This is a genomic window from Bacillus sp. GC_Bacil_1, assembly GCF_026540675.1.
Taxonomy (GTDB): Bacteria; Bacillota; Bacilli; order Bacillales; family Bacillaceae_G; genus Bacillus_A; species Bacillus_A cereus.
On sequence record NZ_JALNUG010000033.1, the window covers coordinates 1 to 26,475 of the forward strand.

Here is a 26,475-nt window from a genome sequence, read left to right on the forward strand (position 1 = left end):
AACGACAAAAAGGATAGATAATAAATTATCTATCCTTTTTGTCGTTATAATATTTCACAATATAATTTCGTTTTTTATATACAATTACAATTAAAGAGCCTTAATAATACGTTCCATCGCCTTGATTTGCCCAATATGATCAGCTTCATGATAAAGCATCATACCATAAAGCTCCCCTACTGTTTCCAATCCTAGGAATGGCTCTGGCAGTTTATTTTCAAATGCTTCTGCTGGAATTTCGTTAATACGTTTTGCTTGTTCTTTTAATTGAGCCGTTAACACTTCTAACGATGGTCCTTCTGTTTTCCATTTAGACGGCCTTGATCCATATCCAAACATACCTGGATATTCAGTTGGTAATTGTTTGAATTCTTTTCCAAACATGAAAACTTCTGCTGCCGTTAACACATGACCGATATGCCAACGAATTGTATTGTTAAAACCCTCTGGCTGTGTATCTACAGTTTTATCATCTAACGTTTCCATAAATTTAAGTAATGCCCCACGCGTTATTTCAAATTGTTTTAAACCAACTAGTCTATTCATTTGATCGTTCTCCTTCTTCATGTACCATTTATTATGAACTAAAAATGTTCAATTTATTAAAGTTTCACCTTGTTTAATCTATCAGAAACAATGGAGAAATACATCTAATATGCTTAGTAAAAATAATAAAAGGTTCACCTCTCGTACATATAGAATTATTTACTACACAAATAGTTTAGTAAATAAAAGAGGAGTGTTAATTACATGTTACATGTTTTAAAACAACAATATCATCTTATTAGCTCTACAAGAGAAACTCTATTTTCGTTTTTGGAAGAAATCCCACTAGAAAAATTACGTAGCACTGTTCCAAATTTCGGGAGCGGTAGCATCATAAAGACGCATATTCATGTAGCCGATTGCTATCGATACTGGCTTGGATCATTTGCATTTAAGCAAAAGCGAGCAGATTTTTCATTTGCTAGTGATTATGAAATTGAGCATGCAGATATCGCGAAAGTCCGTGCTAGATTTAAGTTAGTAGATGAGACTGTACAACGTTTTTTAGATGAATACAATGACCGTTGGCTCGAAAATATAGCAAATGAAGTAAAATGGCAAAAAGAACCTTGGAGCACAACACCGCTATGGCTTTTAACTCATACAGAAACACATGAATTTCATCATAAAGGTCAAATTGTATCAATGGCTCGTCACCTCGGATACACTCCTCCTGATACAGACCTTAGTTAATTCAATGGTCCATGATTACCGAAAAAATTAGAATGAATACAAATCGAGCATGTTTTGAAATCCAATCAAAACATGCTCTTAAAATATTCTATCTTACAATCTCCATATCCTCATCAATACCAAATAGCCTCAGCATAATTATATGCATCACTATTTGGTATTGCATGTTTCCCCTGCGCTTGTGCCTTTCTTGGATCTAAGTCATATACCATTGGCGTATAGCATGATGTTTGCCCTTTATTTACAACACCATTTCCTCCAGCACTTCCACAAGTGTATGCCTTTCCATCTGTTTTTCTAACAATCCTTGCATCAGCTTCGTTATTATAAACTGCCAGGCGAGTTACAGTAACTTTTGCCCACGCTGTCTTACACGTCGTGCTAAATTTTAATTCCACATAAGAATTTGAATCAATCCACTTCTTTTCTTTCGTTACTGCAGATTGATCACAGCTGTTATAATAAGGACTTTTCCCATCATATGAATGGTCTTCTGCGTATACTTTATCGCTATTAGTCGCGCTAAACATACTAGTTACAACGAGTAAAGATAGCAATAAACATGCACTCGTCTTTTTTAAAAGTTTCATATCATTTCACTCCTTTATTAATAACGTGCTGTTTTCCCGTAACCGTTATTAAACGTAACTGCTTCAGCATCTGCTGTGTATCCGAAATCAGCAGTTAAATCAAATACCATTCCTGTATAAGTGCTCGTTTGACCTGTTTTTATTGTGCCGTTCCCCTGATTAGAAGTAACTGATTTTTGGAATACACCATTTTTGTATTTATTCACAACAGCGTACGCGTACACTCCTCCCGAAACAGCTGGTGCTGGTTGATCTAAAACAAACTTAGCCCATGCTGCATGACATTTATTACTGTAACGTAAATACACTGTCCCTACTTTTTTACTACCTTCATATACAGCTGTAGATTTTGCATTAAATCCATCTGCATCACACGTCGTACTTCCCCCGTATACTTTCGTTGTTGCTGGATTTTTCCCATCATAATAACTACTTAAATCATTAGCTGCAAATGTACTTCCTTGAAAACTAAATAATACACCTATACTTGCCGCACTTAACACGCATACTTTCATTAACTTTTTAAACATTTTAAATTCCTCCTCACAATAAGTACGTATACTAAAGACAAGCTATACTGCTATGTAAGTCCTCCTTTCACGCTTCCTAGAGGCATCTTACAGAAACGAATAAACGTTGTAAATTCCCTTATGATTATTGGAATATACGAAGAATTTTACTTATCCTTGTAAGAAAAAAAGTTGAGAAATACACATTTTATAGCATTCTATATTTAAAACATAAAAGAACCGATACTTGTTATATTCAAGCATCGATTCTTTATACAAAATTGCCATTTTTTCTTTTATATAAAATAAATATTTCTCCACTTAATCCGTTACAAAAAACTCCCTCGTTACATCAATAAATTGTCGCAGTGGCACTGTCATCCATTTGTCTTTATGCCAAGCGATTTGTGTATAAATTGGAGATATTGTTTCGTTTAACATTAACTCCTTTAACGTCCCTTCCCGTATATCTTTTTCTACTACTATCGCTGGTAAAACGGCTATACCTAAATCTGCAATAACACATTGTTTAATTGCTTCAACACTAACAAATTCAATTTTATTTGCTGGATATACATCTTCCCAGCGAAATAGCTCTTCAAATAAAGTCCGATACGAGCAGCCTAATTCTGTTAGTAAAAGTGTTTCACTCTCTAAATCTTTTATAGAAACTGAAGGTTGTTCAAGTAAACGATGCATAGGAGCAGCTACTACTTTTAATTCTTCTTTCATAAGTGGTTCCACATGTAAAACATCTTCTGTTTTACATTCGTCCAAAATAAATGCAAGATCTACTTTCCCCTCCATCAATTGTTCCTTCGCATCTTTATTGGAGTGTGCTGGTTTAAATATAAGTTTTATTTGAGGAAATTGTGCTTTAAACTTCTTTAATATAGAAGGCAGTCTGTATGTACATTGACTTTCTTGTGCACCAATTATTAACGTACCTGCTATTTCTTCATCATCTTTCACAGCCATTTTCGCTTCGTTACTGAGTGCAATCATCTTGTCGGCATATAGTTGAAACTTCCTACCTGCTTCAGTTAAGAAAAGACGTTTCCCTAATCTCTCAAATAGTGGTGTACCGAGCTCAGCCTCTAATGTTTTAATTTGTGCTGTAACGCTCGATTGGGCAAAGTTTAATTTCTTCGCAGTTTGTGTAAAGTTCAAAGTATGTGCCGCTACTGTAAATGTAATTAACTGTTTTATTTCCATTTATCATCCCTCTTTTCAATCGATATTTTCGATTGATTCCATCGAAATAATCCTCTTTGTCTATTGATATTTGTATTGTATGATAAAGAACATCTATAAACAATATAAATGGAGGTATTCCATATGAAAGCACTTTGTTTCGAAACATTCGGAGACGCTAATGTTCTACACTATAAAGAAATACACGATCCAATCATAAGTCCAAATGAAATTCTTGTCCGCACGAAAGCAATCGGATTAAACTTCGCTGATATTTATAGACGCCGCGGCGATTATCATCTTGCTGGCAATCCGCCTTATGTATTAGGTTATGAAGGAGCTGGAATTGTTGAAAAAGTAGGAGCTGACGTTACTACTATCAACCTAGGAGACCGTATTGCATTTGCGGACGTCCCATTTGCAAATGCAGAACTAGTTGCCGTTCCATCTGAAAAAGTAATCCCACTACCAGATTCTATTTCTTTTGAAACAGCCGCTTCTGTCTTATTACAAGGATTAACTGCACATTATTTAACGCACGATAGCTATCAACTAAAACAAGGTGATATAGCTTTAGTACACGCTGCAGCTGGTGGCGTCGGTCAACTTCTTATTCAAATGATTAAACTACAGGGCGGAACAGTAATTGGTCTTACATCATCAAAAGAAAAAGCAAAGATAGCTACATTAGCTGGTGCCGATCGCGTATCTTTATATAACGAAGAATGGCATACGAAAGTACTTGAAATGACTAATGGAACTGGAGTAAATGTTGTGTATGAATCAGTAGGTTCTACATTAGGGGAAAGTTTTAACGCTACTAAAATTGGCGGTACTGTCGTATTTTACGGAATGGCTGGTGGTAATCCTGCGCCAGTTGATCCGCGTATGCTTATGGATACTTCAAAAACTTTAACTGGTGGAGACCTTTGGAACGTGCTTACCACTTATGAAGAACGTAAAAAACGATCTACTCAATTATTCGATTGGATCGCAACTGGAAAATTAAACATTTCAAATCCTACTACGTTCTCTTTACAAGACGGTGCTCTTGCTCATGAATTATTAGAGAGCCGTAAAAGCACAGGGAAGATTTTATTAATCCCATAATTCACAAAATGAAAAGGAAGCTAGATTTCTCTACCTTCCTTTTCTTATTTCTATTTGAGATTTAATTATATTTCCACACTTTCTTTCCCTTTTGCAACATAACTCATATCTCCAACCGACTCGACTGTATATGTTCCATCTTGGTATACAATCTTCGTCACACTAGCATTTTCCACCCCAAGTTTTGTTTTGCTACTGTCTAACATTTCTATTAAGGTAGTAATCAAAAGCCCATGAACGACAACTAAAACGTTACCGCCACCATTTCCAGCAGCTTCTTCACTAATTTTATCTATCTCAGCTTTTATGCGAGTAGAAAATAATTCCCAATCTTCCGCCTGTTTTGTAGGATCTGCTACTCTAATAAGATTAATCACTTCTTGAATAGAAAACTTCATAAGTTCTTCTGGTGATGCAACGCCTGCAGCTTTTCCAACCACATCCCACATATTCTCAAGTTTTTCACCTTCAAAAATACCGAAATTTAATTCTCGCAAATCTTTTCTTTGCTCAAGTTTTAATTTTGATTGCTCACTATATTTTAATACTAAATTAGCAGTTTCAATCGCTCGGCCGCTATCACTACTATACGCATTCATAAAATGAATATCTTTTAATCCTGTTCCTAAATTTGTGGCAACTTCAACACCTTTTTCTACTAATGGAGAATCAGCCCAACCTTGCGCGCGATGATTCGTATTTAATATTGTTTTACCGTGTCTTGTAACATATAAAGTAACTGCATTCTCATTACTATCTGTTTCTCGCTTATTCATTTCATTCTCTCCCTTTACGTTTCTATATCAATTTTACCACCTCAATTATTCATTGAGCAAAATATACGTCAGTAGATCCGCTTAATAAAAAAGCTATCTTTCTGTATATCCATACAAAAAGATAGCATCTTTTATGATTACATTTCTTAACCGTTACTCCTACTCAGCAAAAGCACTCGAATATTGTACAATTCCTTCTACACCTCGAAGAGAATTTTCTGTTAATTCCATTATCATAAATACCTCTTCAGGCACTTCAAACGGTGCTTTTATATTCCACTCACTTGCTTTCTTAAAACCAAATTTCGGGTAGTACTCTGGATGTCCCAATACTACAACTGATCCGTATCCAAGCTCTTTCGCTTTTTCTAATGTAGCTACAATCAGGTTTCCACCAATTCCTTTTTTCTGATGACCCCTAGCAACTGAAACTGGTGCAAGTGCTAACGATTCTACAGAAGTTCCATCTTGTTCTATTGTAATTTTCGATAACATAATGTGACCAACTATATCTTCATCTACCGCAACAATTGATAACTCTGGAACAAACGCGTCACATTCTCTAATACGTTTTACAAGTTCATGTTCTGTTTTATCACTAAATTCTTCCTTTAAAAATGCTTCTTTTATGACTTCTTCTGTTTTTCTATAATCATTTTTTTGTTCTTGTCTAATCGTTACCATTTTAACTTATCCTCTATCCTTTCTTATTTCTTTTTGAATTTTACGCAGTGCTTTTTTCGATCCGCGCTCAATATCGTGTTGCATTTTTCTTTCTTTATAATCAACAAATAGTGTATTTAAATCGTATCCTTCTGGATATAACTCCTTCGCTGCTACTTCTAAAGTAATACGTTTTACATTTACTTCAACGAATTCACCGTTATAATATACAACAACGTTATAAAAATTATCTTTTTCCTTATAGATGATACCAAAATCATCATGATCCAATAAATTAACACGATCGCCGATTTTGTACTCATAATGAGATTCTCTTTTTTCTTGTACAAATTTCGGTTTTCTAATTTTACTTTCATTCACTTTTTCTAAAGCGTACTCTTTATTTCCCATATACTCTTTCGCTCTTTTCAGTACATGTTCTTTTACGCTCATTTTATTCGCAATCCAAAGTGCATTACTTTCTCCTGATTTTCCGATAACTAATTTATAAAGCGGCTCTAGCGTTTCACTATTAAACTGCATCGCTGCATTCATAAAGTCATCATGCATTTCTGAGAATCGTTTAATTTCTCCGTAATGCGTACTCGCAACGGTAATACATCCCGCAAAGTACAACTCTTCTAAAATAGAAATTGCAAGTGCTGCACCTTCATTTGGTTCTGTACCGCTCCCTATTTCATCAAATAAAAGTAACGTATTATTATTTGACATCCTCATAATCTCAGAAAGATTTTTCATATGAGACGAAAATGTACTTAGTGCATTTTCAATACTTTGATTATCACCAATATCTACGAATACATTTTCGAAAATAGCGATTTCTGTACCTTTATCTCCTGCAATATGAAGACCTGACATTGTAGCTAATGTTAACAATCCAATCGTTTTTAACACAATTGTCTTTCCGCCCGCATTCGGCCCTGTAATAATTAAACTACGATACTCTTGACCAATTTTAAAATGTAACGGTACAACTTGCCCTGTTAAAAGCGGATGCTTACAATTCACTAAATGAATGTAGCCATGATCGTTTAACTTCGGTTCTATTCCATCAATCGATTTACTAAACTTCGCTTTCGCAAATACCATATCATACTGACTAATTAGCTCCATGTTAATCTTTATACTATATATGTTTTCTAAGACCATTCCTGATAAAGTCGCTAAAATCTGATACTCTTCAAGCGCTTCTTCTGCTTTCAAACCTGCTAATTCTGCATTCAATTTCGTAACCGTATGCGGTTCTATAAATACAGTAGAACCTTTTGCCGAGGCTTCAATAATACTTCCAGCAACTTGATTTTTATAGGAAGATTTAATTGGAATCGTATAACGGTCATCCTTTTTACTAATAAAGAATTCCTGAATGAATTTCTTATTTGCACTACTATTTAAAAACTTCGTTAAACGTTCTTTTATTTTCCCATCTACAGAATCGATATTATTTCGAATTCGTTTTAACTCTTTACTTGCAGCTACATCAATACTATTTCCTTTAATTGAAAAGTTAATTTCCTCTTCAATACTTTTATATTCAGTCATTGAATTTGCATAAGAAGCTAATACTGGTGCAAAAAATTCTTTATCTAACATAAACTTTTTAATCTTTCTACACCCACGTAAAAAATCTGAAACACTTACTAATTCTTCTGGATCTAAAATCATCCCTTTTTCTAATTTTTGAATTGTACTAGCAATATTAGAAATGCCGAAGAAAGGAACATGCCCTTCTGCATCTAATATTGCTCGTGCTTCTGTCGTTTCATTCAAGCGATTTCTCACTACTTTTATACTCGTACTCGGCTCTAATTTGTTTACTAATTCCTTACCTAATCCACTTACACAATAAGATTTCACTATATCCTTTAATTCGTTATATTGTAACTTTTCAAAAGTCATCGTATTCATTTTGTTTCTCCTCACTATGATTGATTTTTATCATAAATGAAGATACCTACTCATTAGATTCCAATGAGCTCTACATTATTTAATTACCATTTTTATACATTAAAAATATATACAAAAAAGCTGCGGGGATACCGCAGCTTTTACATTTACAAGGCATGAGTAATAACATATGAGGAAATAAGCCATAAAAAACAGATGGCAATCCCCTTATTACACGCTTTATAAAGTATTGTAGGTATCTTCATAGGTATTGAAATAAATCCATGACAAAGCTAGGGGTATGGTATACATAAAAATCCCCTGTTCTTATCTGATTTATTTCATTAAATTTTTCCTATTTAGTACCTACCGCACTCACAAAAAGCACCTCTCATTAATTTATATTATAGTCATTGAAATCTAATTTATTGAAATCATCATACTATATGTTACGTGAGAAGTAAAGGTGCCATACTTCAGTAGTACGCAACTCTACACTTCAATATTTCTTAAATTAGACCTATATTCGCTGAGGAGAAATTATAAGAAGCGCCTCCGCTATTGCGAATGTCATTTCCTTCCCCTGATACATTTAATAATTATAACAAGCAATAATAGGAGGTTTACTATATGAGTGAAGAATATAGTATTTTACATGGAACTGCTCTAGAACCAAATTTAATCGGTCCCACACTACCATCAATTCCACCATTTACATTACCCACCGGACCTAATGGAATCACAGGTCCTACCGGTGCGACAGGTTTTACCGGAATTGGAATAACTGGTCCTACTGGGGGTACAGGTCCTACCGGAATCGGAATAACTGGTCCTACTGGGGGTACAGGTCCTACCGGAATCGGAATAACTGGTCCTACTGGCGCAACCGGTTTAAGGATCCTTCCCGTATTTGGAACAATAACTTCTGAAGTAGGAATCGGTTTTTCAGCAGTAGTTAATACAAATGTTAATTTTACCATTCCAGGACCTGCTAGTGGAACTACTATAAATCCATTAAATAATTCTATTACAATTGATACCACTGGCGTGTACTCTGTATCCTTTTCAATTGTATTTGTAATACAAGCTATATCGTCTAGTATATTAAATCTTACAATAAACGATTCCATTCAATTCGCAATCGAAACGCGAGTTGGTGGTGATTCTGGGATAAGAGCTACATCCGCCAGAACTGATTTACTATCTTTAAATCAAGGGGATGTTCTTCGAGTACGAATAAGAGAAGCCACGGGTGACATTATATACTCCAATGCCTCTCTTGTTGTTATAAAGGTCGACTAACTCTTTTATTACAATAAAGATTCAGGAAAAATAAAGTGAAACTTTAATAAGCCCTCACCAATCGGACTGACCACAAATAGCGGGATAAATATGCACAATATAAAAAGAAGAGGAAAACTTATATTTCAGTCTACCTCTTCTTTTTCATCACCAAATTACTGCTGAACATATATGGAAACTGATCCTCCACTTACTTGGAATTGTCCCCAACCATCCTTATTAATTGTTACAGTATTTGTTTGATTACCCGTAATATCGTACCATACTTCCCCTGCGTTATTCTTCCCAACATCCATCCACTTTGACCCTCCTGGTCCATCAGAGATTAATGTTGCTAAACCAGAATTAGCATGTACACTATCACCTTCTCTTGTCCAGCCAATTACATCTGGATGATCAAAATAATCCCGCTGCGTACCATATGCAAAGTTTTTTCGTGCCGTCAAAATCGGATCAATTTTGTCCTTTAACGCTGGAATTTCATAGTTACTATTTCCTTTTGTACCATAGTAATCACCATAGAAAACAGAAGGATATCCCTCTGCACGCGTTAAAATAAATGCATATGCCAACGGTTTGAACCAAGGGCTCACTACAGATTCCAATGACTGACCAGGCTGTGAATCATGATTTTCAACTAGAGTAACCGCAAGTGTAGGATGATTCGCAACTACCGTTCCTTTTAAAATATTTCTCATATCATAATTCCCATTTCCTGTTGAAGCATAGTGAAAATTATAATGAAGTGGTGCATCGAACACAGATTGATTATAATTGACCTTCGCTAAATAATTATTTAAGGTCTGGATATCATTTTGCCAATATTCAGCTACTGTAAACATTTCTTTCCCCGTTTGCTGTCTAACATGATTTACCCAATCGCGCAAATATTCATGATCAATATGTTTAACAGCATCTAAACGAAAGCCATCTAAATTTAATTCCTTCGCATACCACGTTCCCCATTTTTTCATTTCATTCGCAACATCTGGATGATCAAAATCAAGATCCGCGTACATCAAATAATCATAATTCCCATTCTCGCTAGACACTTCCCAGTCCCACGCTTTACCTATGCCCCTAAATTTATAAATTCGGTTTAATTTCTTTCCTTCATCCCAATCTGTTCCGTCAAAATGATACCATTTCCATTTGAAATTAGAATAAGAATCTCCACGCCCTGGAAAGTTAAATCCTGTCCAAGCACTAATTTCATAATCACCTGATACTTCAACATTTCGATTGCTTGGGTCTACCTCAACTGCTGTGACAGTTTCTGTATAATCAGCCCCACCTTTATGATTCATAACTACATCACCGTATACATCGATGTTTTTCTTATGTAAAGCGTCAATTGCAGACTTCAATTGTACTTTCGTCCCATATTTCGTCCGCACTGTTCCCTTTTGATTGAATTCCCCCAAATCATATAAATCATATGCTCCATATCCTACGTCATTTTGCGTAGTTCCTTTATATGCAGGTGGTATCCAAACAGATGTAATTCCTTTTTGCGCTAAATTTTCAGCATCAGTACGCAAACGATTCCAATGATCCCCATCATTCGGAGCATACCACTCAAAATACTGCATTAACGTTCCATTGTTAACTGTATCTGCATATGCTTTACTCCCCTCATATATACTAGGTAAAAACATAACAACTGACAATCCGACTATTGTTACTCTTTTAAACATCTGTACACCATCCCCTTCTAAGAAAGCGTTTGCATAGTTTATCAGAATTATTATAATATTCGTTCCACCGTTAGTAAAGTAGCAATCTCTCACTCTCCCACATTATTTTTAATCTCACTTCAAATATTCAACGTAGTTTTAATTTCACATCCTATTCAAGATTGTTTACAATTTACCTATAAAAACATAACGGAGGGATTTCTATGACAGACTTTCAAAAACAATTTTTCGCACGATTATATATAGAAGAAAAAGACACAGTTTCATTTGAAGATTTATCTAACATTATGTACGCAATGGCACAAACTGTTCCTTTTGAAAACTTAAATATTCTCGAAAAGAATTTTAAAGAAATATCAAAAGAAAATTTGAAAGAGAAAATTTTAGTAAATAACCGTGGCGGTCTTTGTTATGAACTCAATCCTACTATGTATTACTTCCTGAAAGATTCTGGATTCGATGTTCATCTCGTTTCAGGAACAGTTTATAACGCTACAAACTCCATATGGGCTGTTGATTCTGGCCATATTGCAACCATTTTAACACATCATACTGAACTTTATTTAATTGAAGTAGGATTCGGATCATACTTACCTCTTGCCCCTGTCCCTTTCTCAGGTGAAGTCATTCACTCTGTTACAGGAGATTATCGTATTCGTAAAGAAATGACCGAAAAGGGAAACTACATTTTAGAGATGCGGAAAAACAATGAGTTCTTGGATCAATCTTCTGCTGATGATTGGACGTTAGGCTATGCATTTTATATAGAAGAAGTGGATGAAGAAAAAGCAAATACAGCACAAAAAATTATCGTTGAACATGAAGGGTCACCCTTTAATAAACTACCTCTTATTGTAAAACTAACTGAAGATGGGCATGCCTCTTTAACGAAAGATAGCCTTACAGTAGCGAAAAATGGTAAAAAAACGAAAGAAACCGTTACAGACATGCAATTTACAAACCTTTTACATTCAAAATTTGGAATTACACTATAAGTATGTAAGCCTTGTTATTTTAGCAAGGCTTTTCAATTTTCAGCAGGGATTTTTTGCAATTTGTTGTATTTCATAGTTATATAGAAATATAACTACATGTTTAGAAAGGAAATGATTATGACAGAACTTAAAGATCGATTACAAGTAGCTGATATAGAAAAATGGGATTTAACAGACATTTACCATACAATTGAAGATTGGGAAAGTGATTTTCATAAAATTGAAGTATTAACGAAGGAATTACACGAGTTTAATGGCAATATTCACGATGGCAATAGTTTATTAGCTTATTTAACGAAGAGTGAAGAAATTTCTAGCATAATATCTTTAATGTTCGCTTATGCACGATTACAATCTGACCTTGATACACGCGATACTGACGCGCAATCTCTTGTCGATAAAGTATCACAATTACACGTGAAAGTAAGTGCAGCTAAATCTTTCTTTTCCCCCTTCTTACTTAGCATAGACGAAAGCACATTACATTCTTACATAGAAGAAACAGAAGGCTTACAATATTATAAAGAAGACTTATTTGAATTATATCGTTATAAAAAACACGTATTGAATAAGGACCAAGAAGCAATTTTATCACAGATGGGTGAAGCTCTTTCTTCTCCACAGCACACATTTGGTATGTTAAACAATGCAGATATATTATTTGGTGAAGTGACGACTGACGATGGAGAAAAAGTGAACTTAACACGCGGAATGTATGCAAAGTTAATAGAAGATACGAATCGTGAAAAGCGTAAAGAAGCTTATAAAGCATATTACAAACCATATGTTCAGTTAAAGAATTCCATCGCATCTACTTTATCCGCTGCTATTAAAAATAATGTTACCGTTTCGAAGCTAAGAAACTATCCATCAGCGCTAGAGAAATCATTATTTGGCGATATGGTTCCGAAAGAAGTATATGAAAACCTTATTGATACAACGAAAAAAAACATTCAAACATTACATACATACAATGAAATTCGAAAAGAAAAATTAAACGTAGATGAACTAAGACAATACGACTTAGGCGTCGATTTAGTAGAAGGTGCAAAACAAGACATCCCATATAGTGAAGCATTTGACATTATGATTGCATCACTAGCTCCTTTAGGAGAAGAATATATTGAGACATTAAAAAGTTTTAAAGATAAACGATATATAGACGTAAGAGAAACACCAGGAAAACGTTCTGGTGCTTATAACTTTGGTGTATATGGTGTTCATCCTTTCATTCTTTTAAATCATCACGATGATTTAAATAGCCTGTTCACTCTTACTCATGAATGCGGGCACGGTATGCATACGCACTATTCACATGGATACCAACCAAGAATTTCTGCACATTATTCTATCTTTGTGGCAGAAGTCGCTTCTACAGTAAATGAAGTGTTATTAATTCACTATTTATTAAAAGAAGCAAAAGAAACGAACGTGCGTAACCATTTAGTTAACCATTTTATTGAAAAATTCAAAGGTACTTTCTTTACACAAATTATGTTTGCAGAATTTGAAAAAATCACACATGAAATGGCGGAACAAGGTAAACCATTAAATGCACAAGTCTTCAGTGAAATTTATGAAAAACTATTTAAAGAATATAACGGTGATTCACTTGTATTTGATGAAGAAGTAAAATACGGATGGGCTAGAATCCCTCATTTCTACCGCCCATTTTACGTATACAAATATGCAACTGGATTCGCATCTGCCATTCAAATCGCTGATAAACTATTAAGCGGTGATCCGAATGCTCAGAAAAATTATATTGAATTCCTGAAAGGTGGAAGTTCTGATTATCCACTAAACCTATTGAAAAAAGCTGGTGTTGATTTAACTACGCCAGAACCGATTGAAAGTTCATTGAAACAATTCACTCAACTTGTTGAGGAGTTTTCAGCATTATAAAAAGCATGCAGAGTATATGCTCTGCATGCTTTTTCATTTGAATTACTCTATTCTATATGCTGCTGCGTCACACAGTGAATCATACCACCATACGCATACAATTCATTCACATAAATACCGACAATTCTTCTTCCTGGAAACTGACCTTCAATAATTTGCAGCCCTAACTTGTCATGTTCATCACCATATACAGGAACTAATACGACTTCATTACCAATATAAAAATTCAAATATGAACCCTTACAGTCTGCTTCTTTTACCACTTTTCTTGTTACTGGAATGAGCTGAAATGGCTTTCCATCTATATTTTTCGCTTGTCGCAATTCTTGATAATGCTTTTCGTACGCCTCCAAAAGGTATGGCTCTCCTTCACCGAAAGGATCATATTCATACAGTATCGTATTTTCATTTACAAACCGTGCCGCGCCATCAATATGATAATCCGTATCTTCATCATAATTATCTTCTCCGCGTATACCAGTTATCCATATAAAATTCGTTACTCCTAAATATTTCGTTAATTCCATTTCAATTTCTTTCTGACTTAGTGTGGGATTTCGATTTTCATTTATAATAGACGTTTTCGCCGCCATTAAGGTCCCGTTTCCGTTTATCTCAATTCCCCCGCCCTCTAGACAGACACTAGATTCAACTTTTGGAATGCGATACATTTCACTTATTTTATTCGGAATATTAGCGTCTTTTTCGTACGGATATTTATTTCCCCAACCATTAAATATCCAGTGCGTTAGGCAGCGATTCCCTTCCTTATCCGTTACAAAGATTGGTCCGTTATCTCTTATCCAAATATCATCAGTTTCTTGAATTAAGAAATCAATTTTATCCATATTTACATTAGCTTCCATTAACTTCGATTGGACATGTATTTTCTCTTCTTCATCACATACAACAATATGGACATTTTCTCCATAGTGAAGCTCCTTTGCCATCGATATCCAAATATCATCTAACTTAGCTCTATAACCTTCACCTCTATGTGCTTTATCATGTGGCCATGGAGCCATGTACCTTCATGTTTCTCCCATTCCGCAGGCATATAAAACAAACTATTTTCTATATTTCTCATACGTGTTCACCCCTTATATGAATGTACGTACAGTCTATACTTTGACATCGTGTTAAGGTCAACAGGAATATCTTCATTTACTTGTAGCAACTTTATAAGGTGACTCTTTATTTCGCCTTTTTATTATGATAAATTGCTTTCGTACATAGAATAAGGATTGACATAATGTTAATGTCAATCCTTATTCTCATTCTATTTTCGTAACTAAAAAACAAATTTGTGTCACATACTCTTCTGCTAAACAATCACATTCAGGTCCCTTTATATAAACCTCATATGGCGAATTAACTATTACATACCCATTTTTTTCAACCCATTCTTCTAACGCTATATAAGCGTAACCTATATAGTCGTAACTTCCATAATGCATAGTAGTAACGATTTGATGTGGACTTAGTTTTTTCATTTCATATTCTTGTACTACATCTTCATCATTCCCCTGCATAACCGGGATTCTTAATTCAATATCACTGTTACTTGGAATATATTCTTCATCATAAAAGACTGCAGATGGCGAACCGACTATTTGAAAGTTATTTTTTTGTACCTCTTCATATAAGTCATAAAAATAATCATCTATATCATCTATATCTATTTTTACTCTTTGAGTAATTATCGTTACTTCGTTCCTCATTCCCATTAATATATCGTAACTTCTATGGCGAGCAATATTTAGACTACTATTCACCATTACCATTTCATTCATTTCTGAAATAACCTGTAAATTTTGCTTCACTTCATGAGACAACTCGATAATTTGTGATTGTATATGTTGAACAAACGAATCTTGATCCGATGACTGCAAAACAATTTTAATTTTTGGAAGAGGAAATTTATACTCCCTTAGCTTTTTTATTTTCAATGCTACTTCCAGCTGCTCTTGTTCATAATACCTATACCCATTAACCGGATTCACATATGCCGGTTTTAATATCTCCTCTTTGTCATAATGTCTTAACATCCGCGTACTCATTTTACAAATCCGAGAAAACTCAGCGATGGTATACATATCAATACTCCTTGAATATATTTTCTTTTCATTACTTATTTATTAAAACCAATCAAAAATCTTCTTCATTGAAAAATCTTCATTCTGATTTTTCAATCTTCTCATTTTCGAAGGTAACAAATGGCTTGGACAATACCACGTTAAACAATTCATTGCGCCTCCCATTGTTGATATTTCTCCTACATGAATTTGAATAACTTGCTTCTCCGTATACTGTTGAATATATCGTAAAACTTCCTCATCTTTAGCTAGTCCAAACTTAGGAACATAAAGAGCATCACATGATTCTAACATATTTATATACAACCCTTTTGCTGATGCTATCTCTTGATCATATTGTCCTTTCTCTGTATATGATGAAGGAACAACTATAAATTCAGCTTCTGGCATTTGTTCTTGAATAATCTCTTGAACACTATATCTAAATTCATGATCCCCTAAAAAATCACTAATAAACATTGTATGTTCATCAATAAATTTAACCATTCCGTCTGCGTGTGCTAGTACATCCCCTTCTTCAGCAGGAATAATAATAACTCGGCTCACATCTAAATCCCATTCTAACTGCTCAATAATTTCCTCTTCTGTCCAATCATCGTTATCATCAAATATACGTTCTGTTAATATTACGGTATCTTTTTTATTCCAAATAAGATTACCACCATCTAATATTAATGGGGATTTCACATATTCAAAGTCATTCTTTTTCAACCATTTATTAAACTGTTGATCTAAATATCGCCCCTGATCATCTGGCAAATAATTGGGTCTATATTTAAATTTAACTAGATGAGTTGTGACAACCGGTGCAACATCTCTTAGCCAAATATCATCATACTCAAAACAGCTCGTATGAAAGTCTTGTTCTTCAACAGATAAAGATATAAGTTGATCCGCAATTGATTTCTTTTCATTTAAACATTCATTAAAGTAAATCAAGTCTTCATAAAATGGTTGATAATATTCATTCGATTCGTCTGGTATTGCAGTAAAAATAATCCCATTATGTTTTTGTTCCATATTATTTACCTCGCTTTTTAATAGTAGTTACATAACTGATTTCACAAAGCCAACTATTCCTCAATTCATTTCTCTTTTCATTACAACTCATGAACCGCGTATATTTCATGAATGGATTATAGCATGGAGAAATATTATATATTTATATAAAAAATATAAAGCTGACGTTAAGCCTTAAATTGACTCTTGACAAGTTTTTTAAATACCATATTTTAAAACAACAATAAATGATTAAATGATTTTTTTATCAAGATTCAAACCCATTACTTCTAATAGATCGTTTTGATTATATAAATTCACTAAATGCGCTTCTACTCCTATACAAATTCCTTCTAGCGGAAGATCATTTGGATCCTGACCAAAGGGATCTTCAATTTCACCCCCTATTGCTTCAATACCTATGAATGCAAAACTTATAAATGTAAACTATTTTGATTATTGTAATGAACCATATTTACAAAAACCTCTTTCTCTATTAACCTTTTATTCTTTTAAATCACGAAAGTATACAATTAAATAATAGAATCATAAACCCTATCATTATGAGGCTGGTTAAGATTAGTTCTTTCAATACCGTTACTCCTTTTTTGCAAAAAGATAAAATATCTTATTTAATTCAACAACAAATGTTCACTATTCTAAATCCCGACGCATCATTTTAGAATTCGCAATGAACAACGCACTAATTAATACAAAGATTGCACAGGCATATAACAATAAATCTAACGGACTATCGTGATCTATAATGATGAGACGCACAATAGCTGTTATACCTATATATATAAAATATCGTAATGGAAAATGAAAATTCATTTGAAAATACTTTATAATCATTACGATGAATTCAAAGTACAAAAAGAATACAACGATACTATCAATTAAATGATAACTAGATTCATTACTATCCAATTTCAGTTCTTGTATAAACTGAATGACTTCTTTCATAAGAAACACACTTAGAACAACCCCTAAGCAAATTAAAGCTACATTTAAAATGTACTGTAAAACGATAGGGAAATACGAAAACACTATTTTAAAATTCTTTAACACAAACATTTTTCTCCTTTACCATATAAAACGAAAAGCGAACATACACTACAATTCAATTATCATCATATTTAAATTTTATTTTTACAAATAATAAGGAACGACAAAATAGGTAAAGATAAGATTTCACCTATTTTGTCTATATAGCAGCACAACGAAATTACAATTAATTACTTCAATGCAATTGGTTGTTGTTGTGTCACACAATGTATCATACCGCCGTTTTTATACAACTCCCTCACATCAATACCGACTACTTTACGATCTGGGTATAACTTCTGAATCGTATCGTTTGCGATTTTATCATTCGGATCATTATAATTAGGCACTAATACAACTGTATTCCCAATATAATAATTGATATACGATCCCTTATAATCGAGAGTTTTTCCATTGTCTAAAGCAACCTTTTCTTTACTAAGCGGCAAGTATTCATACTTATATTTCTGTCCTGAAGCATTTTTGGCATCTAACAATGTATCCATATCTTTATTGGATAAACCCCATTCAGCTAGGTCATCTTCTTTCATCGTTACAATGGTAGATTTATTATGGAATTTAGCAAATCCATCAATATGAAAGTCCGTAATATCTAAATTAGGTACTCCGTCTAACCAAATAAAGTTTGATACCCCAAGATCACTTATATATTTTTCAATTTCCTTTTCTGATAAATCAGAATTTCTATTTTTATTCGTTACCGCACTTCGAGTTAATAACGCAGTCCCATTGCTGTCTAATTCAATTGCGCCGCCTTCAAGGACAAATTTCCCCCAATCAATTCTTTCAATTCCTGATTGTTTACTCACATTCTTACGTATTTGAGCATCATTTTTATAAGGTGTTTTCTTCCCCCAACCATTAAATGCTGGATCTAATATTTTGAGATTTTTATTGCTGTCATAAACAAAAATTGGTCCACTGTCCCTTGCCCATACATCATCAGTAGGCGCGATAAAGAAATCAATCTTCTCCATATTTAACCCTTCATCTGTTAAAAGGTTATTGATTCTTTCTTTTTCTTCCTGGTCATATGCAACAATGTGGACTTTCTCACCCTCAGTTAAAGCACTTGCCATCTTAACCCAAATAGGTTCAACTTCCTGCTTATACTCTTCACCATATGTGTATTCATGTGGCCATTGCAGCCATGTACCTTCATGTTTATCTTTTTCATCTGGCATCGTATATTTCCCAGCATTTTTCTGTACCTCTACTTTTTCTCCTTCTTTCCCTTTAACATTTTCATTGTTACCCTCAAAAGAGCATCCACTAATAATCGTTGTAGATAATGTAGCTATTAAACAAAACTTTATTGCTTTTTTCATTTTTCCAACCTCCTGTTCTTGTCTCCAATACTGTAAAGCTTCACATAGTGTGAAGCTCAAGCTTTTTTATCAATGTAAAAATTACCAATTGTTCTTTGCATTACTTATCATTTAACGACCTATTTAGATTTATTCAAATGCCAATCACCTTTTCACCTATTTATCCCGCTATTTGTGGGCAGTAAGACCCCCACCTCAAAATTCAGCGAAAGCAAAGAAGTTAGGTGGGAGATGAACAAAATCTCTACTGATTAAAGTTTCACTTTATTCAGTAAGTAAAACTTTACAAAATAAAAAAATCGGTATTGATAATTACATATCAATACCGATTTTTTTATAATTACTTTCCTTCTATTAAATCATTCGCCATTTTCCTAAATTCTTGATTAAATGCATCATTCATACCATTTTGGACGTTAGAAAATAATATGACAAACGTTCGTTTATCCCAGTTAAAATTATTAAAAGTGTTCCAGCCAGCTAATACACCGTGGTTATGATAATAATCTGGATAAATATAGAAACTAAATCCATATTTTCTTGCAGGTGATGCAGAAAACATATCTGATACACTTTGTTTGGAAAGTAGTTTACCATCCATAATAGCTTCATCTAACTTTTTCATATCTTCAACAGTCGTATACATTTCACCACAGCCATACAACCAGTTCATTTTTAAGCGAGGCGTGGCTATTAACTTATTATCTTTTTTCGTATACCCTTCTGCTAAGAAAATATCTTCTGGGAGTGTTGCGCCCATTCCAGATTCATTCATTTCAACAGGAGTCAAAATATTTTCTTTCACATATTCAGCAAGTGGTTTATTCGATATTTTTTCTACAATATATGCAAGCACCATATAATTATAATCTGTATATTTCCATCCTGTCCCTGCTGGAAATTGTAACGTTTGTGCCCCAATCCACGTTACTAATTTTAACCGTGATGCTGCGTCAACACTACCTTGTCCCTGTTCTGGTAATCCAGACGTATGTGTTAACAAGTTTCGTAACGTAATATTTTTATCTGCTGGAAACGATGGGATATATTTATTTACATTGTCTTCAATGTTCAACTTCCCTTTTTCTTTTAGTTGCATAATAGATATTGCAACTACTGTTTTCGTAATAGACCCAATGCGATATTTCGTTCTTGGCGTTGTTAATACTTGATCTTTCACATTCGCATAACCGTAGCCTTTTCGTAAAATGACATGATCTTTACTTGCTACAAGAACACTCCCATTAAATCCTTTATCTTTTAAGTACTGATCTAGTTTTCCAGCTGCAATTTCATAACGCTTTTTCTCATTCGCATCAACTTCCTGCTTAACATCTTTTTGCTTACTATTTACATTAGAAAATGCCTTTGTATCATATTTTTTTCCTTTATTTGCATGTATTAGTGTAACAACACTTCCACAAAAAACAGCAAAAATAAAGAAAACGATTAACCATTTCTTTAACATACTAGGAACCCTCTTTTATCTAGTTTCACTTAACGTACATCCATTCTATTTTATATCTTTTAATTATCAAGTATATTATAATATTATTTAATATTCACTCTGTTAAAACTAGATTCCTTTTTCTCATTTTCAATTTTTACTACTCTCTATTGTATTTCTTTCTTGCAAAATTTCCAACATACAATCGGATGCATTAAACTATAATTTCAAATTCTTTTGTAACATTTGTTACATACTAAAAAGAATGGAGATGTAATATGAAAAATACCGATAAACGCAATCGTTTAGATGATAAAATGTTTCATTATCGGATAATAAAAAACAACATGGTATTAATTGAATATTACGGAAAACAGATTATGGTATTAAAAGGAAATGATGCTGAAAAATTTTTAAATAAAATAAATCATGCAAATAACGATAAAGAAAAACAGCTAATTATGGCTAAAATTACAGGTAATTTCAAAAGAGGTAATGAACGAAATTGAAAACGAATCTCATTTACATTTTGATTATACAACAAATAAAAAAGAAATGTCGCTCATTCAACATTTCTTTAGACTTTCTTCATAAAAAATTTACATTGCTAACATTCCTTCATTTTCTATACTTCCTATATAAGCTAACCGCTGAAATAGTTAGTAATACAACTATGCATAACCACGCGTAGGTATATCCCTTCTTATCTACAATATAACCAAATAAAGCAGGCGCAACAATAATAGCAATTTGATTTAATGTAAGTGCAAAACTCACTGTCATCCCTACCGATTCTTCACTTGCTGATTCCGCAACTTCAGTTATAAAAAGACTAAACCATCCAATTGAAAAGAACCCTAACAATGCACTTACGCCATACAATACATTCGTTATTGTATGTATGCTCATTACTAATATTAGAATGAAGAAAATAGAAATACAAACAGTTATAAATAAGGGGGTACGCCTATTCCCCTTATAAAATAAATCACTAGTAGCTGCTAATATAACCCTACCAACCATTCCAGAAAAGAACATAACGGAAAATACTTTTCCAGCTAAAATTGGCGTGAGTGATTGTTCCAATACTAAAAATTTTATAAAGTGTGCAACTAACACCATTTGCAATGAAATCATACAAATGCCAGTTATATAAATTGCATACAACTCTTTTTTACACATCACTTCTTTTAACTGCATCCAAAAAGAAAGTTTACTACGTTCTTGTTTAACTTTCTCTTGAATATATGGTTCCTTATAAAATATAAAAAATAAAAACCCTCCAATTATACAAATGCATGCAATGCTATTTACCGCATAGGCCATATTATATTTTATTGTAAGAAACGGGATCAATACTCCCGCTAATGTACCACCAATCGGTATACCGGCTTGTCTAATCCCCATCGCTAACCCGCGATTTTCTTTTGAGAACCACTTCATTATCACCTTACTTCCTCCTGGCTGCGAAACACTATAAAACGTTCCTACTAATAAAAGTACAAAGAGTAACCCATTAAATCCATTGACCATATTAGTCAGTAAAAACGAACCCCCTAGTAAAAATAAACTTATCGAAATTAACAACTTTTCATTGTATTGATCAAGTAGCCGCCCAACAAAAAGCATACAAAATAGCGGTCCTATATTTACAACACTTACTAACAATCCACTCTCCGTATTCGTAAGTGCATATTCTTCTTTCCAAAATAAAGCAAATGCTCCAACACCATACGTTATAAGTGTCGCTGTTGTTTGAGCAACTGTCGCAAAAATTAACATAACCCACTTATAAGTACCATTCATCCTTTCTTCCATTAACACAATAATCCCTCCATCCCCTTCCATTGTATGAAAGTTCTGATATCATATAAAATAAAGATTTATCATATAATCCATCAAAAAAAATGATACCTTTTATGGAGGGATGATACTTGGATATAAAAGATTTAACTGTATTTTACGAAGTTGCCAAAGAAAAAAACATATCTCACGCAGCTAAAAATTTAAACTATGTACAGTCTGGCGTAACAATGCGTATGAAACAACTAGAAAACGAACTAGGTGTACCTTTATTTTACCGAAACGGAAAAGGTGTAACTTTAACTTCTAACGGTGAGATTTTATTAACATACGCTAAACAAATTATCCACTTAATGGATTAATCTATTAAAGCAGTTCAAAGTAATGGGATCGAACCAAGGGGCACTTTAAAAATTGGATGTACAGAATCTACAACCGCTGTAAGACTTCCATCTATATTAACGGCCTATTATGAGGAATACCCAAAAGTCGAATTGATTTTAGAATCAAATACGACGGAACAATTGATTAGACTTGTATTAGAACGAAAACTAGACGGGGCGTTTATCGCTGGAACCACTCAGCATGCTGAACTTCATACAAATATATTTCATGAAGAAGAATTAGTTCTCATTAGCAAAAAGCCTTTATCTTCCTTTAAAGACATAGGAGACATGAATTTACTTGCATTTAGTCACGGGTGCTATTATAGAAATTTATTAGAAGATTGGCTTCAAGAAGAAGGAATTTCACCTAAACGAGTATTAGAGTTTGGAACAATTGAAGCGATACTCGCATGTGTAAAATCAGGTATGGGCGTAGCAATTATGATGAAGTCTATTTTAAATGGTCACAAACATGACATATCATTTAATCCTTTACCAAATAGCTTCAAAAAAGTTCCTACTACTTTTATTACTAGAAAAGATATATATCACTCTGCTGCATTACAAAAATTTATGGAGATGACTCTCAATGCGTGAAAAGAAAATACGTGGTATGAAACGAAAAACAAACACTATGATAAAGCGAATTGAGGAACATACAAAAACATTCCCTTCTACTTTCTATAACGATGAATATTGGAATATGCTATTGCCAGTTTCGCAAGCTTTTATTGACTCTCGTAAAACACCTAGAAAAGTAAAGCGATTGTGTATTCAAACCTTATTAAATCAAGCAAATCATTTAATAAATATGAAACCGAGCGATACACATACATATCGAGTTGTTGTTTTGATTTCTATAAATAATTTGTAGGATTCGCAAATCATTATATTTAAAAATGAGGACTATTTTCATAATTTCTTTAATAGAAATAGTGAATGTCAAAAATGGATCCTTCTTTCAAATGAAATTGATTTTGGGGAGACATAGGAAATTTCAGTTTATCATTCCTTCCAAACACTTCGCTTTCAAGAAATTATTTATGAGGAAGATGAATGCTATGAAAAAGAGATTCTGTTTATCGGGGAATTAAATTAAAAAGGGTATACCTAAAACACTGGTATACCCTTTTCCACTTATTTTTCCTTCAATACACTATGTAATCGATCCGGATAATTTGTAAACATTCCTGTAGCACCCCATTTGATTAACAGTCTCATATCTGGTTTCTCGTTAATTGTATAAGGGTGAATTAACAGTCCATTTTTCCTAGCCATTTTCATATATGACTCATCAATAATTAGTTCTCCGTTATCATTACGTAAGTTTGGTCCAATACCAGCTGCATACTTTTTAATTTCTTGAAAATCATCATTCGTTACACTTTTCGGTTCATGTGTAATGCCAGACCATTCGACAATTTCATTGTTTTCATTTGGATAATACCAAAGCAATTGAACTAACGGAATATTTTCATTCATACTATGAATCTTTTTCAAACTATCTTTACTAAATGATTGAATCATAACACGGCTAGAAGACATGTTTTGACCTACTAAATTATATTTTTGTAACAACGCCAACAATTTCTCTTCCATTCCTGGATACACATCTGGTGATTTTGTTTCAATATAATACTTCATACTTCTTCCATACTTTTGAAAAATTTCTTCAAGAGTTGGAACTTTTTGTCCAACATACTCTTGCTTAGCCTTTTCTGGATACGCTTTATTAAACCATGATCCTGCATCTAAACTCTTTATTTCGCTTAACGTTTTATCACGTACTTCGCCTGTTCCATTTGTAGTGCGATCAACCGCTGTATCATGCATTGCAATTAATTGGCCATCCTTTGTTAATTGAATATCTAACTCTAAATAATCCGCTTTCATTTTTTTCACTAAATCATAAGAAGCAAAAGTGTGCTCAGGTGCATGTCCACTTGCTCCGCGATGTGCAATATTTAAAAACTTATTCGTATTCCATTCATGCTTCCCTTCTGCTTTCGCATGAACAGCTCCCCCAGCAAAGATACTTCCCGTCATAAAGAAAATAACTAAAACGCTAATAATTTTTCTCATCCTTCTAACCCTTCCTACGTTGCAAATTTCAACAAGTTAATGAGATTTACACGAAATAGAAGATATAATTTCATTATTTTTATAAGCTTATATGAAAATTCCAATCTTACAAATACAATTCCCCTATGTTATTACTATACTATTTATTTTCCATATCCCTCCTATTCACATGTAACTCCTTATTGATTACAGTTCATCAATAAAAAAAGCCATAATTTATTTAGAGGACACTTCTGTATCCCTAAATAAATGTATGGCTTATCTCAAATATCTCCGGCCTCGATTAACTTGTCGAAATTAATCATACCAAACCTATTAATATTTGTGAATATTATTTTTTCAGTACGACGAAGCTTTAACCAGTATAAGTTATATATCTCATACTAATTAGTATTTGAACCTATCGAATTTTTCTGTACAGCCTGATTCCTATCTAACTTCTTTAATTTCCATTCATACAAGATAAAATTCTATTATCATTTGACGTGATATTTACGTAAACCTAGGTTTTATTTAATTACAAATTCTTAATTTCGTATATCTTTTCTTGTAAGTTTAGGTTTCTTTTGAGAATGTGGTATATTTACATGTCCCGAAGCAGCCGTGGATTGTCTCCTTTCCTTTCTTGACAGTCTAGGCTTCTTTTGAGAATGTAATTTTTTTAAATGTCGCGAAGTAATACCTTGTTTTTTGAAATCAAAGTAAAAATACAAATGTGTACTTAGCGCTAGGAAAACAACTGAAATAAATGACAATATAACGATTAGCACAATCGCCATAGCTTTTTGGCTCAAAATCCCAATAATAACTTGACCAATCATATAACCTAAACCAGAAAAATATACAATTTTAGGAATTTTCACATCTTGATCAGTTGTCCCCCTTAAGCGGGCTGTAAAATATTTAATCCAGAATAATTCAGATTTATAAACAATTAAACTATATGCAATAAGCGATAGAGTAAAAAATAAAGGTGACTCTATTTCTACGAATTCGTAAGCTAACTTTTGTACAGCTATGAAGCTACAAAATGAAATACTTAAAGCAACAAATCCAGAATATAGTAAATGTTGCAATTGAGGCTGCCGAGGCTTATGAATAGAAACCCAAATTCCCCATAGATTACATATCACATAAAATGGTAAGGCTACGTAAGAGTATATATTGAACGGTGGAAATATGAATAAAATGATAAGTAGCATAAAATTCATGATAACCCACATAAAGGCCCCTACAACATTCCTTATATCAAATGGTATTAATATTCGTATACAATCCACTATGTTGTTGCCATTATATTTGTCCATTATGCATCCCATCCATTTCCTCTATCTAAAAATCAATATATATGCATATATATACGCTCCAGATATACTAA

The 26,475-nt window shown here is 33.4% G+C and carries 22 protein-coding genes and 4 pseudogenes; 8 read left to right on the forward strand and 18 right to left on the reverse strand.

What is annotated here, in order from left to right:
- Positions 1-90 precede the first annotated feature (90 nt).
- Entirely contained in the window at positions 91-567 is a 477-nt protein-coding gene (locus tag OXT04_RS28790; RefSeq protein WP_139213277.1) for a DinB family protein, read from the reverse strand.
- A 183-nt stretch (positions 568-750) separates the two neighbouring features.
- Here OXT04_RS28790 and OXT04_RS28795 point away from each other — a divergent pair, with 183 nt between their 5' ends.
- Positions 751-1,239, forward strand: a complete 489-nt coding sequence (locus OXT04_RS28795; protein WP_090977485.1) for a DinB family protein — start codon at positions 751-753, stop codon at positions 1,237-1,239.
- A 113-nt stretch (positions 1,240-1,352) separates the two neighbouring features.
- Here the strand turns inward: OXT04_RS28795 and OXT04_RS28800 are convergent, their stop codons facing one another.
- The 3 genes from OXT04_RS28800 to OXT04_RS28810 all read right to left on the reverse strand — a co-directional run bounded on the left by OXT04_RS28800 (position 1,353) and on the right by OXT04_RS28810 (position 3,553).
- Positions 1,353-1,829 carry a DUF2690 domain-containing protein gene (locus tag OXT04_RS28800; protein WP_267418915.1) on the reverse strand — a complete coding sequence of 159 codons (477 nt, stop codon included), beginning with the start codon at positions 1,827-1,829 and terminating at the stop codon, positions 1,353-1,355.
- 17 nt (positions 1,830-1,846) lie between these two features.
- Positions 1,847-2,359: a YjfA family protein gene (locus tag OXT04_RS28805; RefSeq protein ID WP_267418916.1), complete on the reverse strand. Its 513-nt coding sequence runs from the start codon at positions 2,357-2,359 to the stop codon at positions 1,847-1,849.
- 300 nt (positions 2,360-2,659) lie between these two features.
- The gene (locus OXT04_RS28810; protein WP_267418917.1) at positions 2,660-3,553 is read right to left on the reverse strand and encodes a LysR family transcriptional regulator; all 894 of its coding nucleotides are present in this window, start codon (positions 3,551-3,553) and stop codon (positions 2,660-2,662) included.
- A gap of 123 nt (positions 3,554-3,676) precedes the next feature.
- On the opposite strand from OXT04_RS28810, the gene OXT04_RS28815 reads away from it, so the two are divergent.
- Entirely contained in the window at positions 3,677-4,642 is a 966-nt protein-coding gene (locus tag OXT04_RS28815; protein WP_000645269.1) for a quinone oxidoreductase family protein, read from the forward strand.
- Positions 4,643-4,707: 65 nt separating this feature from the next.
- Here the strand turns inward: OXT04_RS28815 and OXT04_RS28820 are convergent, their stop codons facing one another.
- The 3 genes from OXT04_RS28820 to OXT04_RS28830 all read right to left on the reverse strand — a co-directional run bounded on the left by OXT04_RS28820 (position 4,708) and on the right by OXT04_RS28830 (position 8,010).
- Complete coding sequence (locus OXT04_RS28820; protein ID WP_001042044.1) at positions 4,708-5,418, reverse strand: histidine phosphatase family protein; 711 nt, start codon at positions 5,416-5,418, stop codon at positions 4,708-4,710.
- A gap of 159 nt (positions 5,419-5,577) precedes the next feature.
- Positions 5,578-6,102: a GNAT family N-acetyltransferase gene (locus OXT04_RS28825; protein WP_097821694.1), complete on the reverse strand. Its 525-nt coding sequence runs from the start codon at positions 6,100-6,102 to the stop codon at positions 5,578-5,580.
- A gap of 6 nt (positions 6,103-6,108) precedes the next feature.
- Entirely contained in the window at positions 6,109-8,010 is a 1,902-nt protein-coding gene (locus OXT04_RS28830; RefSeq protein ID WP_097821695.1) for an endonuclease MutS2, read from the reverse strand.
- A gap of 609 nt (positions 8,011-8,619) precedes the next feature.
- Here OXT04_RS28830 and betA point away from each other — a divergent pair.
- Positions 8,620-9,291, forward strand: coding sequence for a collagen-like exosporium glycoprotein BetA (gene betA, locus OXT04_RS28835; protein WP_267418918.1), 672 nt, complete (start codon positions 8,620-8,622; stop codon positions 9,289-9,291).
- Positions 9,292-9,446: 155 nt separating this feature from the next.
- Here betA and amyS read toward each other — a convergent pair whose 3' ends face one another.
- Complete coding sequence (gene amyS / locus OXT04_RS28840) at positions 9,447-10,988, reverse strand: alpha-amylase (protein WP_267418919.1); 1,542 nt, start codon at positions 10,986-10,988, stop codon at positions 9,447-9,449.
- A gap of 203 nt (positions 10,989-11,191) precedes the next feature.
- Between amyS and OXT04_RS28845 the strand changes: the two genes are divergently transcribed.
- Both OXT04_RS28845 and pepF read left to right on the forward strand, forming a co-directional pair.
- Positions 11,192-11,983 carry an arylamine N-acetyltransferase family protein gene (locus OXT04_RS28845; RefSeq protein WP_267418920.1) on the forward strand — a complete coding sequence of 264 codons (792 nt, stop codon included), beginning with the start codon at positions 11,192-11,194 and terminating at the stop codon, positions 11,981-11,983.
- A gap of 117 nt (positions 11,984-12,100) precedes the next feature.
- Positions 12,101-13,888, forward strand: coding sequence for an oligoendopeptidase F (gene pepF / locus OXT04_RS28850; protein WP_267418921.1), 1,788 nt, complete (start codon positions 12,101-12,103; stop codon positions 13,886-13,888).
- 47 nt (positions 13,889-13,935) lie between these two features.
- Here the strand turns inward: pepF and OXT04_RS28855 are convergent.
- The 7 genes and pseudogenes from OXT04_RS28855 to OXT04_RS28885 form a co-directional block, all read right to left on the reverse strand.
- Positions 13,936-14,975, reverse strand: a pseudogene (locus tag OXT04_RS28855) (agmatine deiminase family protein).
- 187 nt (positions 14,976-15,162) lie between these two features.
- On the reverse strand, positions 15,163-15,984 hold the full coding sequence (locus OXT04_RS28860) for a MerR family transcriptional regulator (protein WP_000287980.1): 822 nt from the start codon (positions 15,982-15,984) through the stop codon (positions 15,163-15,165).
- 42 nt (positions 15,985-16,026) lie between these two features.
- Entirely contained in the window at positions 16,027-17,004 is a 978-nt protein-coding gene (locus OXT04_RS28865) for an agmatine deiminase family protein (protein ID WP_000435524.1), read from the reverse strand.
- Between the two features lie 231 nt (positions 17,005-17,235).
- Positions 17,236-17,427: pseudogene (locus OXT04_RS28870) on the reverse strand (bestrophin family protein); the annotation flags it as partial.
- 210 nt (positions 17,428-17,637) lie between these two features.
- Complete coding sequence (gene psiE / locus OXT04_RS28875; RefSeq protein WP_000916573.1) at positions 17,638-18,054, reverse strand: phosphate-starvation-inducible protein PsiE; 417 nt, start codon at positions 18,052-18,054, stop codon at positions 17,638-17,640.
- Positions 18,055-18,221: 167 nt separating this feature from the next.
- On the reverse strand, positions 18,222-19,379 hold the full coding sequence (locus OXT04_RS28880) for an agmatine deiminase family protein (RefSeq protein ID WP_267418922.1): 1,158 nt from the start codon (positions 19,377-19,379) through the stop codon (positions 18,222-18,224).
- 340 nt (positions 19,380-19,719) lie between these two features.
- A complete protein-coding gene (locus tag OXT04_RS28885) occupies positions 19,720-20,847 on the reverse strand; it encodes a serine hydrolase domain-containing protein (RefSeq protein ID WP_000915203.1) in 1,128 nt (375 codons plus the stop codon).
- 257 nt (positions 20,848-21,104) lie between these two features.
- On the opposite strand from OXT04_RS28885, the gene OXT04_RS28890 reads away from it, so the two are divergent.
- On the forward strand, positions 21,105-21,335 hold the full coding sequence (locus OXT04_RS28890; RefSeq protein ID WP_000798786.1) for a hypothetical protein: 231 nt from the start codon (positions 21,105-21,107) through the stop codon (positions 21,333-21,335).
- A 109-nt stretch (positions 21,336-21,444) separates the two neighbouring features.
- Here OXT04_RS28890 and OXT04_RS28895 read toward each other — a convergent pair whose 3' ends face one another.
- Positions 21,445-22,674 carry an MFS transporter gene (locus OXT04_RS28895; RefSeq protein WP_267418923.1) on the reverse strand — a complete coding sequence of 410 codons (1,230 nt, stop codon included), beginning with the start codon at positions 22,672-22,674 and terminating at the stop codon, positions 21,445-21,447.
- An 86-nt stretch (positions 22,675-22,760) separates the two neighbouring features.
- Between OXT04_RS28895 and OXT04_RS28900 the strand changes: the two are divergent.
- Both OXT04_RS28900 and OXT04_RS28905 read left to right on the forward strand, forming a co-directional pair.
- A pseudogene (locus OXT04_RS28900) lies at positions 22,761-23,612 on the forward strand (LysR family transcriptional regulator).
- Positions 23,605-24,114: pseudogene (locus tag OXT04_RS28905) on the forward strand (DUF3916 domain-containing protein). The pseudogenes OXT04_RS28900 and OXT04_RS28905 overlap by 8 nt, the downstream one beginning before the upstream one ends.
- A 38-nt stretch (positions 24,115-24,152) precedes the next feature.
- Here the strand turns inward: OXT04_RS28905 and OXT04_RS28910 are convergent.
- Together OXT04_RS28910 and OXT04_RS28915 are read right to left on the reverse strand one after the other, a co-directional pair.
- The gene (locus OXT04_RS28910; RefSeq protein ID WP_001226340.1) at positions 24,153-25,097 is read right to left on the reverse strand and encodes a glycerophosphodiester phosphodiesterase; all 945 of its coding nucleotides are present in this window, start codon (positions 25,095-25,097) and stop codon (positions 24,153-24,155) included.
- Positions 25,098-25,624: 527 nt separating this feature from the next.
- The gene (locus tag OXT04_RS28915) at positions 25,625-26,416 is read right to left on the reverse strand and encodes a hypothetical protein (RefSeq protein ID WP_016512497.1); all 792 of its coding nucleotides are present in this window, start codon (positions 26,414-26,416) and stop codon (positions 25,625-25,627) included.
- Between the last annotated feature and the right edge of the window lie 59 nt (positions 26,417-26,475).

Excerpts from the sequence above, each read along its gene's own strand:
- OXT04_RS28790 (WP_139213277.1), bottom strand. The coding sequence starts at position 567 with ATGAAGAAGGAGAACGATCAAATGAATAGACTAGTTGGTTTAAAACAA.
- betA (WP_267418918.1), top strand. The coding sequence starts at position 8,620 with ATGAGTGAAGAATATAGTATTTTACATGGAACTGCTCTAGAACCAAAT.
- OXT04_RS28805 (WP_267418916.1), bottom strand. The coding sequence starts at position 2,359 with ATGTTTAAAAAGTTAATGAAAGTATGCGTGTTAAGTGCGGCAAGTATA.
- OXT04_RS28895 (WP_267418923.1), bottom strand. The coding sequence starts at position 22,674 with ATGGAAGGGGATGGAGGGATTATTGTGTTAATGGAAGAAAGGATGAAT.
- OXT04_RS28815 (WP_000645269.1), top strand. The coding sequence starts at position 3,677 with ATGAAAGCACTTTGTTTCGAAACATTCGGAGACGCTAATGTTCTACAC.
- OXT04_RS28890 (WP_000798786.1), top strand. The coding sequence starts at position 21,105 with ATGAAAAATACCGATAAACGCAATCGTTTAGATGATAAAATGTTTCAT.
- OXT04_RS28820 (WP_001042044.1), bottom strand. The coding sequence starts at position 5,418 with ATGAATAAGCGAGAAACAGATAGTAATGAGAATGCAGTTACTTTATAT.
- OXT04_RS28865 (WP_000435524.1), bottom strand. The coding sequence starts at position 17,004 with ATGGAACAAAAACATAATGGGATTATTTTTACTGCAATACCAGACGAA.
- OXT04_RS28860 (WP_000287980.1), bottom strand. The coding sequence starts at position 15,984 with ATGTATACCATCGCTGAGTTTTCTCGGATTTGTAAAATGAGTACGCGG.
- OXT04_RS28810 (WP_267418917.1), bottom strand. The coding sequence starts at position 3,553 with ATGGAAATAAAACAGTTAATTACATTTACAGTAGCGGCACATACTTTG.
- OXT04_RS28800 (WP_267418915.1), bottom strand. The coding sequence starts at position 1,829 with ATGAAACTTTTAAAAAAGACGAGTGCATGTTTATTGCTATCTTTACTC.
- OXT04_RS28880 (WP_267418922.1), bottom strand. The coding sequence starts at position 19,379 with ATGAAAAAAGCAATAAAGTTTTGTTTAATAGCTACATTATCTACAACG.
- pepF (WP_267418921.1), top strand. The coding sequence starts at position 12,101 with ATGACAGAACTTAAAGATCGATTACAAGTAGCTGATATAGAAAAATGG.
- OXT04_RS28830 (WP_097821695.1), bottom strand. The coding sequence starts at position 8,010 with ATGAATACGATGACTTTTGAAAAGTTACAATATAACGAATTAAAGGAT.
- OXT04_RS28845 (WP_267418920.1), top strand. The coding sequence starts at position 11,192 with ATGACAGACTTTCAAAAACAATTTTTCGCACGATTATATATAGAAGAA.
- OXT04_RS28910 (WP_001226340.1), bottom strand. The coding sequence starts at position 25,097 with ATGAGAAAAATTATTAGCGTTTTAGTTATTTTCTTTATGACGGGAAGT.
- OXT04_RS28885 (WP_000915203.1), bottom strand. The coding sequence starts at position 20,847 with ATGTTAAAGAAATGGTTAATCGTTTTCTTTATTTTTGCTGTTTTTTGT.
- amyS (WP_267418919.1), bottom strand. The coding sequence starts at position 10,988 with ATGTTTAAAAGAGTAACAATAGTCGGATTGTCAGTTGTTATGTTTTTA.
- OXT04_RS28915 (WP_016512497.1), bottom strand. The coding sequence starts at position 26,416 with ATGGGATGCATAATGGACAAATATAATGGCAACAACATAGTGGATTGT.
- OXT04_RS28825 (WP_097821694.1), bottom strand. The coding sequence starts at position 6,102 with ATGGTAACGATTAGACAAGAACAAAAAAATGATTATAGAAAAACAGAA.
- OXT04_RS28795 (WP_090977485.1), top strand. The coding sequence starts at position 751 with ATGTTACATGTTTTAAAACAACAATATCATCTTATTAGCTCTACAAGA.